Origin of the sequence: Geotalea uraniireducens Rf4, assembly GCF_000016745.1 — a bacterium.
Taxonomy (GTDB): domain Bacteria; phylum Desulfobacterota; class Desulfuromonadia; order Geobacterales; family Geobacteraceae; genus Geotalea; species Geotalea uraniireducens.
The window spans coordinates 1,650,100-1,664,973 of sequence record NC_009483.1 but is presented as its reverse complement, the minus strand read 5'-3'; the positions used below and the strand labels follow the sequence as shown (position 1 = coordinate 1,664,973).

The 14,874-nt window shown below is 52.3% G+C and carries 16 protein-coding genes; 6 read left to right on the top strand and 10 right to left on the bottom strand.

Annotated elements, in window-relative coordinates; genetic code table 11:
* Nucleotides 1-668: 668 nt before the first annotated feature.
* The 10 genes from GURA_RS07255 to GURA_RS07210 all read right to left on the bottom strand — a co-directional run bounded on the left by GURA_RS07255 (nt 669) and on the right by GURA_RS07210 (nt 10,110).
* Nucleotides 669-1,169: a DUF2059 domain-containing protein gene (locus GURA_RS07255; protein ID WP_011938343.1), complete on the bottom strand. Its 501-nt coding sequence runs from the start codon at nt 1,167-1,169 to the stop codon at nt 669-671.
* 87 nt (nt 1,170-1,256) lie between these two features.
* Nucleotides 1,257-1,583: a hypothetical protein gene (locus GURA_RS07250; protein ID WP_011938342.1), complete on the bottom strand. Its 327-nt coding sequence runs from the start codon at nt 1,581-1,583 to the stop codon at nt 1,257-1,259.
* A 125-nt stretch (nt 1,584-1,708) separates the two neighbouring features.
* Nucleotides 1,709-2,005 carry a type II toxin-antitoxin system RelE/ParE family toxin gene (locus GURA_RS07245; protein WP_011938341.1) on the bottom strand — a complete coding sequence of 99 codons (297 nt, stop codon included), beginning with the start codon at nt 2,003-2,005 and terminating at the stop codon, nt 1,709-1,711.
* The gene (locus GURA_RS07240; RefSeq protein ID WP_198134537.1) at nt 2,002-2,247 is read right to left on the bottom strand and encodes a type II toxin-antitoxin system Phd/YefM family antitoxin; all 246 of its coding nucleotides are present in this window, start codon (nt 2,245-2,247) and stop codon (nt 2,002-2,004) included. The genes GURA_RS07245 and GURA_RS07240 overlap by 4 nt, the downstream gene beginning before the upstream one ends.
* Before the next feature lie 165 nt (nt 2,248-2,412).
* Nucleotides 2,413-4,380, bottom strand: a complete 1,968-nt coding sequence (locus tag GURA_RS07235; protein WP_011938339.1) for a cache domain-containing protein — start codon at nt 4,378-4,380, stop codon at nt 2,413-2,415.
* A 293-nt stretch (nt 4,381-4,673) separates the two neighbouring features.
* The gene (locus GURA_RS07230; RefSeq protein WP_011938338.1) at nt 4,674-5,903 is read right to left on the bottom strand and encodes a putative nucleotidyltransferase substrate binding domain-containing protein; all 1,230 of its coding nucleotides are present in this window, start codon (nt 5,901-5,903) and stop codon (nt 4,674-4,676) included.
* A 68-nt stretch (nt 5,904-5,971) separates the two neighbouring features.
* Nucleotides 5,972-7,951, bottom strand: coding sequence for a solute symporter family protein (locus GURA_RS07225; RefSeq protein WP_011938337.1), 1,980 nt, complete (start codon nt 7,949-7,951; stop codon nt 5,972-5,974).
* Between the two features lie 16 nt (nt 7,952-7,967).
* The gene (locus GURA_RS07220; protein ID WP_011938336.1) at nt 7,968-8,276 is read right to left on the bottom strand and encodes a DUF485 domain-containing protein; all 309 of its coding nucleotides are present in this window, start codon (nt 8,274-8,276) and stop codon (nt 7,968-7,970) included.
* A gap of 120 nt (nt 8,277-8,396) precedes the next feature.
* A complete protein-coding gene (locus GURA_RS07215; protein WP_011938335.1) occupies nt 8,397-9,161 on the bottom strand; it encodes an IclR family transcriptional regulator in 765 nt (254 codons plus the stop codon).
* Nucleotides 9,162-9,693: 532 nt separating this feature from the next.
* The gene (locus GURA_RS07210) at nt 9,694-10,110 is read right to left on the bottom strand and encodes a YbjQ family protein (RefSeq protein ID WP_157046151.1); all 417 of its coding nucleotides are present in this window, start codon (nt 10,108-10,110) and stop codon (nt 9,694-9,696) included.
* Nucleotides 10,111-10,287: 177 nt separating this feature from the next.
* Here GURA_RS07210 and GURA_RS07205 point away from each other — a divergent pair, with 177 nt between their 5' ends.
* The 6 genes from GURA_RS07205 to GURA_RS07180 all read left to right on the top strand — a co-directional run bounded on the left by GURA_RS07205 (nt 10,288) and on the right by GURA_RS07180 (nt 14,871).
* Nucleotides 10,288-11,031: a YebC/PmpR family DNA-binding transcriptional regulator gene (locus tag GURA_RS07205; protein WP_011938333.1), complete on the top strand. Its 744-nt coding sequence runs from the start codon at nt 10,288-10,290 to the stop codon at nt 11,029-11,031.
* A gap of 58 nt (nt 11,032-11,089) precedes the next feature.
* On the top strand, nt 11,090-11,605 hold the full coding sequence (gene ruvC, locus GURA_RS07200; RefSeq protein ID WP_011938332.1) for a crossover junction endodeoxyribonuclease RuvC: 516 nt from the start codon (nt 11,090-11,092) through the stop codon (nt 11,603-11,605).
* Between the two features lie 54 nt (nt 11,606-11,659).
* The gene (ruvA, locus tag GURA_RS07195; RefSeq protein WP_011938331.1) at nt 11,660-12,259 is read left to right on the top strand and encodes a Holliday junction branch migration protein RuvA; all 600 of its coding nucleotides are present in this window, start codon (nt 11,660-11,662) and stop codon (nt 12,257-12,259) included.
* A gap of 64 nt (nt 12,260-12,323) precedes the next feature.
* The gene (gene ruvB / locus GURA_RS07190; protein WP_011938330.1) at nt 12,324-13,340 is read left to right on the top strand and encodes a Holliday junction branch migration DNA helicase RuvB; all 1,017 of its coding nucleotides are present in this window, start codon (nt 12,324-12,326) and stop codon (nt 13,338-13,340) included.
* A 2-nt stretch (nt 13,341-13,342) separates the two neighbouring features.
* A complete protein-coding gene (locus tag GURA_RS07185) occupies nt 13,343-14,068 on the top strand; it encodes a DnaA/Hda family protein (RefSeq protein ID WP_011938329.1) in 726 nt (241 codons plus the stop codon).
* Between the two features lie 497 nt (nt 14,069-14,565).
* Nucleotides 14,566-14,871: a type II toxin-antitoxin system MqsR family toxin gene (locus tag GURA_RS07180; protein ID WP_041245331.1), complete on the top strand. Its 306-nt coding sequence runs from the start codon at nt 14,566-14,568 to the stop codon at nt 14,869-14,871.
* Nucleotides 14,872-14,874 lie beyond the last annotated feature (3 nt).

Sequence of the window (14,874 nt, the reverse complement as noted above, 5' to 3'; positions counted from 1 at the left end):
TCTCAAACCTCGTGAATAGTTAGTTGATAAGCCCCTCTCCCTGGCCCTCTCCTTTAGGCCCGCAATTTGGGTCCACCAGGGGAGAGGGAATTATAAGCCCCCCTCCCTTCGATGGGAGGGGCTGGGGGAGGGTGCAAGATGGGGGCTTTCAGAAAACCCTCAATTACAGACGATTCATCTTTGCGCCACAGCCAGCCTGACTCCCAGTGAAGCGAACACGCCCGCTGTGAGCCAGTCAAAATACTTGGCAATCCTCGGCCAGTGCCATGAAAATGGCCCCAGCATCTGGAGGGGAAACGCTCTCATCGTCACTGGAGACTTGACACCTATGTATTTGAGGCCTGTTACCGTTTTAAGCCTTTGCGCTCTTGCTCGTATTCGTCAGTAATGGGGTAGAGGATGCTATTCTTCCTGTTCTCCTCGTTTTCCCAATATTTGTGGTACTCGTCAGGGTTATCCTGGTTGCAGGTTTTCCAACTGCACCCAGAGATCATTAAGCACAGCGAAAGCATGAAGACATAGCAGAAGCATAACAATTTGTTCATTCCACTCCCTCTTGCCTAATGCCGCTTCGAAAATGTACATCATTTTTTGCTGGTTATCATCCAACGGTGCGGGGGCGCACCGGCGAAGCGTTAGCGTAGCCCGCGTGCCGCCTCCTGGTTGAGCTACCGAATATTCTTGTTTGCCATCTCTTTTTCCATATCTCCTGCAAGTTTTTTGACTTCAGGAAGACAGCCTTGCATTTTAACTCTCAGTACAGATATGAGCCTTTCATTCAACTCAGAAGCTTTAGCAATAAATTTCTGGCCTGCAGGACTAGAAAAGAACTTACTCATTTCATTAAGCTCATCCTTAGTATAAAGATCAGCATACACTGCAACTACTTCATCTTTGATTTTTTGCCACCCCAATTCGCGGTTAATAATTTTGTTGATATTGTCAAAATACTTCTCTGCTATCTGCCTGTCCGTGTCCTTGGGAGCTACTGCAAGTAGTTGCTTTTTCAGTTTTTCTTCGGTTTCTAGGGTGTATTTTTCTAACATCTTGTCTATCCTTGTTTCCATCATCAACTTCTCAGCAGCTGCTCGCTGGGATAGATCAGAAGCAAAGCAAAACGACGGAAGGTAAACAGATAGGAATAACAAACCAGATATTGCTGCCTTCATAAGTACCTCGATTGGAATTGATGTATCTCAGTATTTCTTTATTGCTCAACATCCAGAGGAAAGCCGTAGGGGTCAGGCAAGCACGCCTCAACCCAACTTGTGCTCTTCCGACCCTTGCCGCAGCTTTTCCGAAGCAAACGCAGCCCGCGACTTGCCATCCACAGGGAGGTTCCGGGAGAGACACCACTGCACAAGCTCCTCCAGATCTACTGACACCTTTTCCAGCCAGACCCCGCCACGCGATAAGCTCTTCATGGAGTGAACGGCATTCCGTTCCCACTCGGCATGGGTGGCTTCAAGCTCGTCGCGGTCCGTGGAAATATCCAACAGCCTCTCCCATTGCTCCGGCTCGTACCAGGCAACTCCCAGGACCATTTTCGCTGCCTGCCGTTTGCCATTGAACTTTCTTTTCATCCTGGGCCTCCTTTTGGAGAGGTTATACGACGAAGCAGATCATTTTGCACCTGCCGGTTATTCAATGCTCCCCTGACTACGTCAGTTTCGGCCGACTTTGAAGGAGAAACTCCTCCGCGACCTGTTTATCCAAGAATTTCATCCACAGGTAAAATCTGCTTTCCATGCCGAATCGTAAGAATAGAGACCTGTTTTTCTTCTATTCGGTAAATAATTCTATAATTTCCGTAAATCAGTTCTCGAAAACTATCGTTATTGATTTCCGACACAACGCGCCCCCTATCGGGAAACGACTTTAACCGCCCAACTTGTGCAAAGACTGCATTTACCCAATTTTCTGCTGCGGTTGGATTGTCCTGGGCTATATATCCGGCTATTTCAGATGCCCTATCTACTGCGAGAGGGGACCAGACTATCCTCATTTTCCAGCTCGCTTCAGCACCATTGCCTTTGCATCATTATTTTCCATGCCGGCGCCGCTTTCCAACTGGCTGACGGACGTTTGTATATCCTGAAGAAGTTCGATTTTTTCCTGCATGGATTCGTATTCGTTCACATCAAGTAAAACGGCTACGCCTTTACCATGCTGGGTAATAATCATAGGTCGTTTGGTGTCATGCACCTGCTTAAGAAACGAAGCGATCCCCGTCCTGAACTCGGACATCGGCCTGATATCCTGATCAATTTTCAACCTTTGCATACGGCACCTCGCATAACTGTTTTTTGTACATTATAACGTACAATATATGGTTCATTCAAGTGCGCATTTTGAGGCAAACGGGTTGACGCTCACACGCAACATCCCATTAGCTTTCCTCATCTCCGGCATTCAAAACTCTTCCCTCTCCACCGGCAGCTTTACCGTCACCGTCGTCCCTTTCCCCGGCTCGCTCTCTATGGCGATTTTTCCCTGGTGCTGATCGATGATCTGCCTGGTGATCGCAAGCCCCAGGCCGGTCCCCTTGGTCTTGGTGGTAAAGAACGGCTCGAATATCTTTTCCAGGTTCTCGGCGGAAATACCAGCGCCGTTGTCGCTGAAGATCAGATGGATATACCCCTCGTCATCGAGCATGGTGCGCACGACCAGCGTGCCGCCGCTCTGCATGGCGGCGCCAGCATTGAGAATCAGGTTGATGGCCACCTGGCGCAACTGGTCCCCGTCCGCCATGATCCGCGGCAGATCCTTGGCAAACTCCTTCACCACCGAAACATGGTGCATGTCGGTATGGTTGGCGGCAAAGTCGACGATCTGCTCCAGAAGCTCGTTGATGTCGGTCTCCTCCAGGGTCGGCTTCGGCGTCCGGGCGTAACTCAGGAGATCCTGGACGATCTTCTTGCAGCGCTTGCTTTCGCGTTTGATCTCGTGAATGAAGCGGAAGTTGGGATCGTCGGCACTCATCTTCCCTTCAAGGTATCCGGCGTAACCGAGTATCACCCCGAGCGGATTATTGATTTCATGGGCCACGCCGGAGGAAAGAACCCCCAAAGACGCCATTTTTCCCTGTTGCGCCAGGTTTGCCTCCATCTCCTTGTTGTTTTTTATGATCTGGGTCATGCGATTGAAGGCCAGTGCCAGCTCCCCCAGCTCGTCGTTCGTGTCGACTTCCATCCGCTCGCTGAGCCGTCCCTGCTTGACCTTGCGGATAACGGCGATCATGTGGTTTATCGGATCGGTCAGCACCTTGGAAGCGAGAAAAACCAGCGCCACGGCAATCATGCAGACAAAAAAGGTCAGCACCACCATGCTTTCAAGGATGCGCCGCTTTATATCCTTGGCCTCCTGGTAGAATTCATCCTCGTAGGAACCGACCGCCACAATCCAGTCCCAGGGCTGAAAATACGCATATTTAACGATCTTCATCCGCGGCGCTTTTTCACCAGCGTTTTTCCAGGGGTAGCGAATCCAACCGCTCTTATTGAGACACATCTCCCGAATGAAATGGTTGCCGTCGCTATCCTTCGCACCATAAAAGTTCTTCCCTTCCCCATCGGGATGGACAGTGAAGTTCCCCTTGCTGTCCATGCAGAAGATATAGCCGGTCTTGCCGACCTGCTTGCCCTTGATCTTCTCCTTCAGTTCGGCAAAGGAACGCTTTTCAAAGGCGACATCCTCGTAGGTCTCCTCCAGATAACCGCCGGTGGCGATGATCCAGTCCCAGTCCTTGAAATAGCGGTACGCCACCACCTTTTTCCGGGGATATTTATCACCCAAAACCGCATTGCGCCAGGGGTAAACGATATATAGCACCTCGCCCGGCTTCGACTTGAGCGCCTTCTCGCACATCTCGCGGATGAAGTAGCGGCCGTTTTCATCTTTCTCATTATAAACGTTCTCATCCTCACGGGCGATGTGGACCTTGAGATCACCCCTGCTTGACATGGCGTAGATATAGCCGGTTTCCCCGACATTCACCTTTTTCAGGGCTTTGCGCGCTTCCTGGCGGGCCGTCAATAAATCTATGCGGCCGCTCCTGAACTGGCGCTGCTCCGCTTCGACCAGATTGTAGGACAGGTTGGTGAGGGTCGCCAACTCCAGATTGAAGCTCCGTTCCTTGTCCTTCTTGTATACCTGAAACTGCTGGCGGTGGGAGTTGATCAGATCGATGGTAAAGCTCGACATGTGCTCCAGATCGGCCTTACTCGTCTGGGTGATGCCGAGATAGGCCTGCTGGGTCGATATGTAGCCGATTACACCGCCAACCAGGAAAATGGGAATGATAACCAGCGGCAACACCACCACGAGCAGCTTCCAGCGGAGCTTCAGATTGAGCATGAAGTTGAACAGATACCTGTGCATGAAAAGCCTTAATTCGACGGGAATTACAGCATATTATGTATACACGCAAAAAAAATCCAGCCATTTATCCTATAAAAAGCATTTTAACCACGAATTTCACGAATTTGCACGAATATACAAGCTCTTGTGATGCAGAAGACACTCACCAGATCGGTGACTACTCAAGACTTTACAAGCGGTTAAAAACATTAGTGTTTATTCGTGTCATTCGTGGCTAACTGCCGTTTTGGGGTTTATAACAGGAATCGAATAATCAGCAAGTTATGAGCCATGACCACCTGGCGGGACTGAACCTACATGATGGAGAAATTGACGTGAATGGTTTTCTGCAGTTCTTCGATGCGAAGGAGGGCATGGCGGATGCGTTCCCGCTCTGCAGTGGGCAACTGATAAGGGTTCAGGTGGTAGGAGTCCTTCGCGATTCCCTTTATTACCTTGATCTGCAGCAGAATGCGGTGCCGGGTGAGGATGTGGTAGGCGTCTTTGAGGCCGCCTGCCATGGTAGTGGAAAAGCTCTTCTCCTTTTCGAGAAGCTCTATGCGCTGCAGCGTGCTGGTCGCGGGAACCGCCTGGTTGATGGCAAGAATGCGGACATTCATGACCAGCGGAGCCCAGGCGAGGAGCTTCAGATTGAACTCCCCCTTGTGTTCCCCGCTTCCTTCGGTCCAGAGCCTCTTCAGGAAGCCGAGCGCCACTTTCATCTCGGTGGCGGCCTTGGCCATTCCCCACAGAACGTGGAAATAATCCTGCTGCAAGCTGCGGATGCTTCTTACGAGGTTGGACGCCAGTTCCCGGTCACCGGCAACATAACGGGCATCGGAAAGGACGATGAGATCCATGAGGTTTTTTGCGTAATCCGCAAATTCGTAACGGACAATCGCCAGGAGGCGTTTCTTCCATTGGGAGAGAGAGCCGCGCCAGGTGGGATTGCTCGGCATTATATCGCCTGTGCATTTCTTGAAACCGACCTCCGCCAACCTCTCCACGAGAAGCTCGGAAAATTCGCGGAAATAGTCGTCAGCAGCCTCGCCACCGCCATCTTCGTAAACGACCAGGTAATCCTGGTCAGTGATGAGTGTCTGTTCTTCCCGACCGTCGCTCCCCATGCTGATAAGGGCAAACGAAAGCGGCGGCGCGCCCTTGCCGGAAGATTCCATCTCTTGCGCAACCAGCTCCAACGCACGGCCTGCCAGGACATCCCGGTATTCGGTGCAGTTTTTGTGCAGGGCGGGAACCGAGAGGGTTTTCAGGAATCGTTCCATCTCCAGGGCATTCAGCGCGTCGTGAACCCCCTTCAAAAGGTGGTATTCTGTGGCGACGACAACCTGTTGCCGAAGATCGGTCTCCCGTGCAGACAAAGTCTGCATCCACACCATCTCCCGGTCCAGACCACCGATGAGAGAATGGAGCAAACGCCGGGTCTCCCCCCTCTCAAGCAGAGGCATAAAATCCCTCACCCTCGCAATGACGTTGTCCAGGACCTCAGCAGAAGATTCCTGCACTAATATGTTTCCATGGGGCATCGTTCTATTTCCATAAAAAAATGGGGAAGGCAAGCCTTCCCCAATTCTATCACATATACAACCACTTGTTAGTGTTCAACGGCCTTGGCCATACCGATACCGGTATTCTGCCGAACATAGAGTTCGTCGAACATCTCCTCGGAACGCCTGCTCGGGAATGCCAGGCAACCGAGTATGGCAGCGATAAAGCCGAGCGGTATGGAGATGATGCCGGGGTTTTTCAGATCGAAGAGCGGTTTATCCAGCCCCATGATCGATTTGCCGCCGCGGTTCTTGACTTCTTCTACCTTTTTGTCGGTAATGGTCTTCAGGTCTTTTTCACTGAGAACCTTGCCGTCAGCGGCCTTCTTCTCCAGCGCCATATAAACCTTCTTGGCGTCATCGGCAACCTTGTTCGGGTAGGTCATGTTGGGCGATACCATAACAAGGCCGATGGAAGCGATTGTTCCGACCAGCAGACCGGAAATAACACCGGCGGTATTGAACTTCCTCCAGAAGAGGGTAAGAACAACAACCGGCAGGTTGCCGGAGGAAGCAACCGCGAACGCCAGCGCCACCAGGTGGGCAACGTTCTGCTTCTCTGCAGCGATACCGATGACGATGGCCACTGCGCCGACACATAACGAGGTAATACGTGCAGCCATTACCTGCTCGTGCTGGTCAGCATGGCCGTCCTTGATGACGTTTACATAGATGTCATGGGCGATCGCCGCGGACGCGGCAAGCACCAGACCGGAAACAACGGCAAGGATCGTCGCGAAGGCAACTGCGCAGAGGAAAGCGAGGAAAATGTCGCCGACTATCGGAGCGATATCGCCGCCCAGTTTCTGCGCCAGCATCATGGCGGCCATGTTGCCACCCTTGTCAACGCCCATGATGTTCTGCGGCGTAACATGGATTGCAGCGCCGAAGCCGAGCAGCGTGGTCAGAATATAGAAGGAGCCGATAATGAACATGGCGATAACGACCGACTTACGTGCTGCCTGGGCAGTGGGGACGGTAAAGAAGCGCATGAGGATGTGCGGCATGCCGGCAGTACCGAGCACCAGCGCCATACCGAGTGATATCTGATCGAGCGGATTCTTCAGAAACAGGCCTGGTTCGAGGAACCGCTGGCCGTAATCGAACCCGTCTTTTTTCACCACGTCTTTCAGGACGTTGATCTGTACATGGTCCTGGATGTTGGTGCTGCTGACGATATCCTGGAAAAACTGAAACGGGTTCATCCCGGACTTGAGCATGACCAGAATGGAGAGGAGGAATGCGCCGCTCATGAGCAGACCGGCCTTGATGATCTGTACCCAGGTGGTGGCGGTCATGCCGCCGAACACTACGTAGACGACCATGAGACAGCCGACGCCGATGATGGCGGTTTTATAGGGGATTTCAAGGAGCAGCTGCATGAGCTTGCCTGCACCGACCATCTGGGCGGTGAGGTAGAATGTGGAAACCGCAACTGTCGAAATTGCCGCTATGGCGCGCACCGGTTTCGGGTCGGTCCTGAAGGAAAGAATGTCGCCAAGGGTGTATTTACCCGCATTCCGGCACGGCTCGGCAACGATCAGCAGCACGGTGATGTAGGCCACCAGCCAGCCGACCGAATACATGAATCCGTCATAGCCGTAGAGGGAGATGAGGCCCGAAATACCCAGGAACGAGGCCGCCGACATGTAGTCACCGGCGATGGCCCAACCGTTTTGGGTGCCGGTGATCCCGCCGCCGGCTGCATAGAAATCGGCCGCCGTCTTGGTCTGCTTTGCAGCCCAGACGACGACGCACATGGTAGCGGCAATAATGATAGCGAACATGCCGATGGTGATGGCTTTATTGGCCTTGATCTTCGTCTGCGCTGGGGCTGCGGCCTTGGCTGCTACCGGGGCGGCAGTGGGAGAGGCTGCCGTGGCGGCTGCAGGAGCAGCCTGTGTAGTAGTTGGCGCAGTGGCGGCCGGAGCGGCCGGAGCACCGGCAGGAGCCTTTGCCGGCTCTGCGGCGTAGGCGATGGTGCCCAATGAGAGGGCTAAAGTCAACGCAACAAATAATTTTTTCATGTTTTTTAGTCCTCCTTTACTTGAGTTCGTCTACCAGTTCGCGGGTAAGCCGGTCAAAATCCTTGTTCGCCACATGTGAATAATACAGTGCAATCCCCCAGGAAACAAAGAACTGGGAGAGAGCGAACAGATAACCGAAGTTAATGTTGCTGATGATCTTGATCTTGAAGAGTCCCGGCGTATATGCCGCGCCGATTGGGAGGAGAAAATAAAATACGGATGAAAAAATCCACCAACCGAAAAGAAATACGGTTTTTTTGTGGTGGAGTTCTACAAATTTTGGGTTTTTGGCTATCGCCGCCCAGTCATACTGTCTTTCTGCCATGGTAGTTACTCCTTTCATAGTAAGATAACCATTAGAAGGAAGCGTTTCACGCCTCATGTACAAGAATTTTCTAAGCCACCCCCCTTTCGTAATTTTTTTTATCCATGATACGTTTCCTACTCACATCCTGGCATAGCCGAATTTCATGGAAAGCATTTCAGCCCCATCGCACAGCGACGGGATAATTTCGTTTTCAAGACGGCTGGCGACCATGCGAAACGATGGGCCCAGCATGGTAAGGGCGCCAACAACCTTTCCAGCATAATCCCTTACAGCAACGGCAACACTGACAATCCCCTCGCCAAGACCTCCGCTGTCAACGGCAACCCCTTTTTCGCGAATGGTGTCCAGTTCGACCTCAAGCCCGGCCAGGTCCGGAATGTCCTTATTGCGGCGATGGAAGAACTTTTCCAGCAAATCCCTCGATTCCAGGGCTTTTATTGCCTTACCCGCTGCATTGGTGAAAAAAGGGAACCTTTTCCCGACCAGGGGCGCAGCCTTTATCTGCTGATCGCAATCGACCATGTCGAGGAAAAGCACCTCGCTCCCACGCAGCACGGTCATGTAAACAGCCTCGTCATGCCTCCTGACAAGCCCCTCCATGACCGGATGGGCATGCTTGATCAGGCTTATGTTTTTCAGGAATCGTTGCGCCAGCTCTACGGTAGAAAGCCCAAGCCGGTAGTTCCCGCTCCACTCTTCTTTTTCGACCAGGCCCCTATTTTCTAAAGTTGCTAATAATCGAAATGCTTTATTCCTGCTAATCCCCAGTTTTTTTGCCAGATACGGCAGCGTCCCATCCGGAGTTTCCTCGGCGAGCGTCTCAAGGATGTCGAGTGCATTTTCAACGGCTTGAACAGCGTATGAACTTTTTTCACGGTCCATAATGCTCCCGTTTACACATTATTCAATGTACGTTTTAAATATTATTGTAATTATTTTTCTAAATTTTTAACACGTCGTTTTATTACAGTCAAGAGTATTTTATTTTAATTTCTTTAAAAAGTTGTAAAACCCCTATTTTCAAGGTTTTGCAATTTTGAACCGATATACAATTACATACCGTAATATATCACATATATTGTAAAACATAGGTTTATTTAATTGCCAAAAGGTATAAACGTCTACCCTCAATTTGCGTAAAGCATTATTTTTGAAGGCTTTACATAATCACCTGAATGGACAAAGATGGTTTTACTTACAATGGATTGAGGTATGCTGAAAATTTAAGGGAAGAAAATCTAGGAGCCCGTCGGACTTAGGGGATCGTAACGAGAGAATGGCAAATCGAGGACAGATTGCCGGAAATTTGAGAGCGAATAGTGGACCTATTTGTCGAAAATTCCCGGGAATATGGACCGATTTTCCGTTCTCGCAGTAGATTCATTCCTAAGTCCGACAGGCTCCTTAGATCGGATCAACGAAATTTGATTGCTGTTCCCCGCCCATTTACATTGCTGGAAGGGAAAAATATATAGGATGTGGCTTCCACCTTTATTTCAGGAAGGATAACGGCATCGGCGCCGATCTTTGCAGCCTCTTCGCGCAGCGCCTGGTATGCCCAGTCATAATCCTCCGTTTTCAGTTCGTACACATCGCCGAATTGCTCCCGGTTGACTTCCACCACCGCCATCTTCACATAAGGACGCAGAAGTTCATCCTGGGCAAGCAGCGGCGGGAGTTCCCTGCCACCCGAATTCGTTGTGGCACATCCAGTCAGAAGAGCCACAAAAACAATTGCGCAACATGCGGCCAGACACCCTGCCCGCAAGAGACCAAACATATCCCTTGCACCAGGGCAATGCTTGCGTTTCACTCTGTTTTCGATTTTCATATTGTTTTCCGGTACAGACATGTAAGAAGAGTCTCCTTGTTTGGGTTTGACGGTGCATGACAACCATAGTTCGTTCAATATTAGCCGCATTTTCCCTCTTTACAACCCCATTTTTTCCATGTTACTATTTGCGGGTTTTTTTACCCCGATTACTACACGTGAAAGGATTTGTTTCATATGTCAGGACATAATAAGTGGAGCACCATCAAACACAAAAAGGGCGCCGCTGACGCCAAGCGCGGCAAGATCTTCACCAAGCTCATCAAGGAAATCACCGTCGCCGCCAAGCTCGGTGGAGGTGACCCGGAAGGCAACCCCCGCCTGCGCACCGCCATTGACAAGGCCAAGGGCGAAAACATGCCGAAGGACAACATCGAGCGCGCCATCAAAAAGGGAACCGGCGGCATGGATGGCGTCGTCTACGAGGAAACCACCTACGAAGGCTACGGTCCGGGCGGCGCGGCCGTACTGGTCGAGGTAATGACCGACAACCGCAACCGCACCGTTTCCGATGTCCGCAGCATTTTCACCAAGTGCAACGGCAACATGGGGGAATCAGGATGCGTCTCCTGGATGTTCGACAAGAAGGGGCTGATGGTTTTCCCCAAATCCGTTGATTTCGACAAACTGTTCGAAGCAGCCATCGAAGCGGGCGCCGAAGATGTCTCAGATGAAGAAGAGCAGATAGAGGTAACGACCGACCCGGTCAGCTTCATGGAAGTACGGGACACCCTGGAAAAAGCGGGGTTCAAGCCGGAATCGGCCGAGGTGACCATGATTCCCCAGACCATGGTCAAGCTAGAAGGGAAGCAGGCTGAAAACATGCTCAAACTCATGGATCGGATGGAGGACAATGACGATGTCCAGAACGTCTACGCCAACTTCGACATCTCTGAAGAAGAGATGGATAAAATGATGTAAATTTTAGGGGCGGGTTTGAAACCCGCCCCTAAACGTTTCGGCAGCATCCAAAGGAAACATGAAAATATTAGGCATCGACCCGGGTTCCCGCATCACCGGTTACGGCGTAATCTCGAAAGAAGGCAACCGCCTCATCCACGTGGACAACGGTGCGATTTTCACCGACAAGGCGAAAGACTTCCCCGCGCGGCTGGAACGCATCTACCGGGGGCTCGCCGAGATCATCGAAACGTACCGGCCGGATGCCGTGGCAGTGGAAAACATCTTTTTCTCCAATAACGTGCAAAGTGCGCTCAAACTCGGTCAGGCACGGGGCGCCGCCATTGTCGCAGGTGTCATCGCGGGGCTGCCGGTCTTTGAATACACCGCCCTTCAGGTCAAGCAGGCCGTGGTGGGAAACGGCAAGGCAGCCAAGCAGCAGGTACAGCAGATGATAAAAGTGCTGCTCAACCTGCCCGAGATCGCCCAGGAAGACGCTTCGGACGCCTTGGCTGTGGCTGTCTGCCACGCAAACTCTTCCGTTCTGTCCGGGATGTTGAAGATAATGGACAAAGTGGGGAAAACAAATGCTTAGTGTTTTTTGCTCAATACCATTCGCCTTTTACAGTTCACTATTCACGGATTTCCCATGATCGCGCTCCTGGCAGGAAAACTGGCACACAAATCCCCCGACTTCATCATTCTCGACATAGGCGGCGTAGGTTACCGGGTGCAGATCCCATTTTCCACCTATTACGCACTGCCGGACGCAGGCGGCGTAGTCACCCTCAACATTTACACCCACGTCAAGGAAGATGCCATCAATCTCTATGGTTTTCGAACCATGGCAGAGAAGGAGATGTTTCAGCTCCTCATCTCCGTCTCGGGTGTGGGACCGAAGCTGGGGAACGGCATCCTTTCCAACATCGAGGCCGAAAACCTCTCGGACGCCTTGATCCGGGGTGATCTGGCAAGGCTCTCCGCCATCCCCGGGATCGGCAAAAAAACTGCGGAGCGCCTGGTACTGGAATTACGGGAGAAGGTTAAGAAAATGGGACCGTTCTCCATCCGGGAGGATGCGCCCCCCTCCCCCGGCAGACAGGACATCAGGGATGACGTGATCTCCGCACTGGTCAACCTCGGATACAAGGAAGCCGTGGTGCAGAAGGCACTGGAAGCAATCGACATCCCGGCTGACGCCTCGGTGGAATCGATCCTCAAACAGGCACTGAAAAAGCTGATGAAGTAAACATTGGTGCGGAGCGAGCCCCACCATTCACGTTCCATCGAACCGCGCGCTACAGGACACCCAAATGACCCGGACCATAACCCCAAGTATAACCGACGACGATGCCCTGATCGAGGCGACGCTCCGGCCGAGAGCCCTCGACGACTATGTGGGGCAGGAAAAGGCCAAGGGGAACCTGCGAATCTTCATCGACGCTGCCAGGGGACGGGACGAAGCCCTCGACCACGTGCTCCTCTATGGCCCGCCGGGACTGGGCAAGACCACCCTCGCCAATATCATCGCCTGCGAGATGGGAGTAAACATCAAGTCCACCTCGGGACCGGTCATCGAACGTCCTGGCGACCTGGCCGCCATCCTCACCAATCTGGAAGCCCACGACGTGCTTTTCATCGATGAGATCCACCGTCTTTCCCACGTGGTCGAAGAGATTCTCTACCCGGCCATGGAGGATTTCCAGCTCGACATCATCATCGGCCAGGGACCGAGCGCCCGCACCATCAAGCTCGATCTCCCCAAGTTCACCCTGGTTGGGGCGACCACTCGGGCAGGGCTTCTGTCATCGCCGCTCAGGGACCGTTTTGGCGTCATCTCCCGCCTGGAATTCTACACCGACGAGGAACTGGCTTTCATCATCACCCGATCGGCACGCATCCTCGGCATGGAAATCAAGACGGACGGAGCGGCAGAAATGGCCCGCCGCAGCCGCGGCACTCCCCGGATCGCCAACCGGCTCCTGCGCAGGGTCCGCGACTTCGCCCAGGTGAAGGCGGATGGCGTCATTACCATGAAGGTAGTGCAGGACGCCCTGGCGCTCCTGGAAATCGACGAAATGGGATTCGACCAGATGGACCGGATGATCCTTCTGACCATCATCGACAAGTTCGGCGGCGGACCGGTAGGGCTCGACACCATCGCCGCAGCCATCAGCGAGGAGAGCGACACCATCGAGGACGTCTATGAACCGTTCCTGATCCAGAATGGCTTCCTGAACCGCACCCCGCGCGGCCGGGTCGCCACCAAGGCCGCCTACCTGCATTTCGGACGGATCGTGCCGGAACCGCCGCAAGGGAAACTCTTTTAGCCATGCAACTCATTTTCGATTTTCCGGTAAATCCCAAATTCGGCTTCGACAATTTTGTGGTCTGCGCAGGCAACAAAACCGCCTATCACTTTGCCCGGCAACTGGCAGAGGGGGACGGCACTGAAAACCTGCTCTACCTGTACGGCTCCACCGGCTCTGGCAAAACCCACCTGTTGACGGCAATGGCAAACAGCATTTGCCGCGAGGCCGGGCTGGATGCCATTCCCTCCATCTCCTTCAAAAACATCGATGAATTGTACCGGGGAAACTATCCGGCAGAAGAGCCGTCAAAGCTCGCCGAACGGTTCAACAATGCCCCGGCGCTTCTGGTGGACGACATCCACCTGATCCCGGACAACGACAACATCCGGGTTGAACTCTGGCAGCTCTTCAACGATTTTTATACCGCCGGGAAAAAGATTGCGATCACCGGCCTCAATCCCCCCAAAGAACTCCCCCATCTTGACGGGCACCTTACCTCGCGCCTTTTATGGGGACTTGTGACGAAACTGGATATTTCCGGAGACGACTCCCTGCGCATGATCCTGCAAAAACTGGCCGAAGACCGGCAGGTTGCGCTCCCCGAAGACGTAATCGCCCACCTGCTCGTCCATATCCGCCGCGATATCCCATCCCTGCTGAACGCCCTGGAGCAGATCCGCCGCCACGCCATTGCCACCAAGCGAAAAATCAGCCTGCGCCAGGCAAAAGAGGCCTTGCAGCGCTGACCTCTGTTTTAGACCTCAAAACAAACAAACGGGACGCAGAAAATCTGAAAAGGCGGATCAAAGCGGATTTTAAAAACTTATGGCTTCATGCTCGTTGTGGCTTTAAGGTTAATCTGCCTTTATCCGATTTTTCCGCCTTTTCTGCGTCCAATTGAGGTTCTGCTTTCTTGTTTGGTTCCGGCTTGTCCGGCTTAGGCTTAAGGTTTTCTCTGTGTCTGGCGAGGTTTACAGAATTCAGGTGATAACATTGTGCGCCCTTGACTTCTCCTGCCGTTAGCGGTAGTTTGTTGGCCTTAATTGGATTTTTGTTATGTATTCCGAAGTGCGGATGTTCCCAAAAGAAGCACGCAAATGCGCTGCTGTGAAAATAATTTCAAAGGATAGCCCTGCATGTGGTGGCTAAGGAAAAACATCCACAAGATGTGGCATCCGGCTATTCTACGGGTATCATAATGATACTTTTTTGACTTGACATGGTTAGCAGGGAAAGCATACTAATGACAGATACCCCTTATTATTCGCTTGAAAAGATAAAGAGGCTTCTCAGGAATTCAGATACCCGGATTATCACCCGAAGAGACCGCCAGGAAGCAGCGGCACTCGGGTACGCTGATGATGACGAGATGGTTGATCGGGTGTCGCAAGTGACCCTGGATGAATTCAAGAAAAAGATGCCGTCGGAAGACATGCCCGGCTATTGGCAGGATGTCTACAACTCCATCGAACCAGATGGGACGAAGATTTATATAAAACTCCAGATCCGTGAAGAATCAGGAGTTATAATTTCATTTAAACGAAAATAGCAA

Excerpts from the sequence above, each read along its gene's own strand:
- GURA_RS07255 (WP_011938343.1), bottom strand. The coding sequence starts at position 1,169 with ATGAAGGCAGCAATATCTGGTTTGTTATTCCTATCTGTTTACCTTCCG.
- GURA_RS07250 (WP_011938342.1), bottom strand. The coding sequence starts at position 1,583 with ATGAAAAGAAAGTTCAATGGCAAACGGCAGGCAGCGAAAATGGTCCTG.
- GURA_RS07245 (WP_011938341.1), bottom strand. The coding sequence starts at position 2,005 with ATGAGGATAGTCTGGTCCCCTCTCGCAGTAGATAGGGCATCTGAAATA.
- GURA_RS07240 (WP_198134537.1), bottom strand. The coding sequence starts at position 2,247 with ATGTCCGAGTTCAGGACGGGGATCGCTTCGTTTCTTAAGCAGGTGCAT.
- GURA_RS07235 (WP_011938339.1), bottom strand. The coding sequence starts at position 4,380 with ATGCACAGGTATCTGTTCAACTTCATGCTCAATCTGAAGCTCCGCTGG.
- GURA_RS07230 (WP_011938338.1), bottom strand. The coding sequence starts at position 5,903 with ATGCCCCATGGAAACATATTAGTGCAGGAATCTTCTGCTGAGGTCCTG.
- GURA_RS07225 (WP_011938337.1), bottom strand. The coding sequence starts at position 7,951 with ATGAAAAAATTATTTGTTGCGTTGACTTTAGCCCTCTCATTGGGCACC.
- GURA_RS07220 (WP_011938336.1), bottom strand. The coding sequence starts at position 8,276 with ATGGCAGAAAGACAGTATGACTGGGCGGCGATAGCCAAAAACCCAAAA.
- GURA_RS07215 (WP_011938335.1), bottom strand. The coding sequence starts at position 9,161 with ATGGACCGTGAAAAAAGTTCATACGCTGTTCAAGCCGTTGAAAATGCA.
- GURA_RS07210 (WP_157046151.1), bottom strand. The coding sequence starts at position 10,110 with ATGAAAATCGAAAACAGAGTGAAACGCAAGCATTGCCCTGGTGCAAGG.
- GURA_RS07205 (WP_011938333.1), top strand. The coding sequence starts at position 10,288 with ATGTCAGGACATAATAAGTGGAGCACCATCAAACACAAAAAGGGCGCC.
- ruvC (WP_011938332.1), top strand. The coding sequence starts at position 11,090 with ATGAAAATATTAGGCATCGACCCGGGTTCCCGCATCACCGGTTACGGC.
- ruvA (WP_011938331.1), top strand. The coding sequence starts at position 11,660 with ATGATCGCGCTCCTGGCAGGAAAACTGGCACACAAATCCCCCGACTTC.
- ruvB (WP_011938330.1), top strand. The coding sequence starts at position 12,324 with ATGACCCGGACCATAACCCCAAGTATAACCGACGACGATGCCCTGATC.
- GURA_RS07185 (WP_011938329.1), top strand. The coding sequence starts at position 13,343 with ATGCAACTCATTTTCGATTTTCCGGTAAATCCCAAATTCGGCTTCGAC.
- GURA_RS07180 (WP_041245331.1), top strand. The coding sequence starts at position 14,566 with ATGACAGATACCCCTTATTATTCGCTTGAAAAGATAAAGAGGCTTCTC.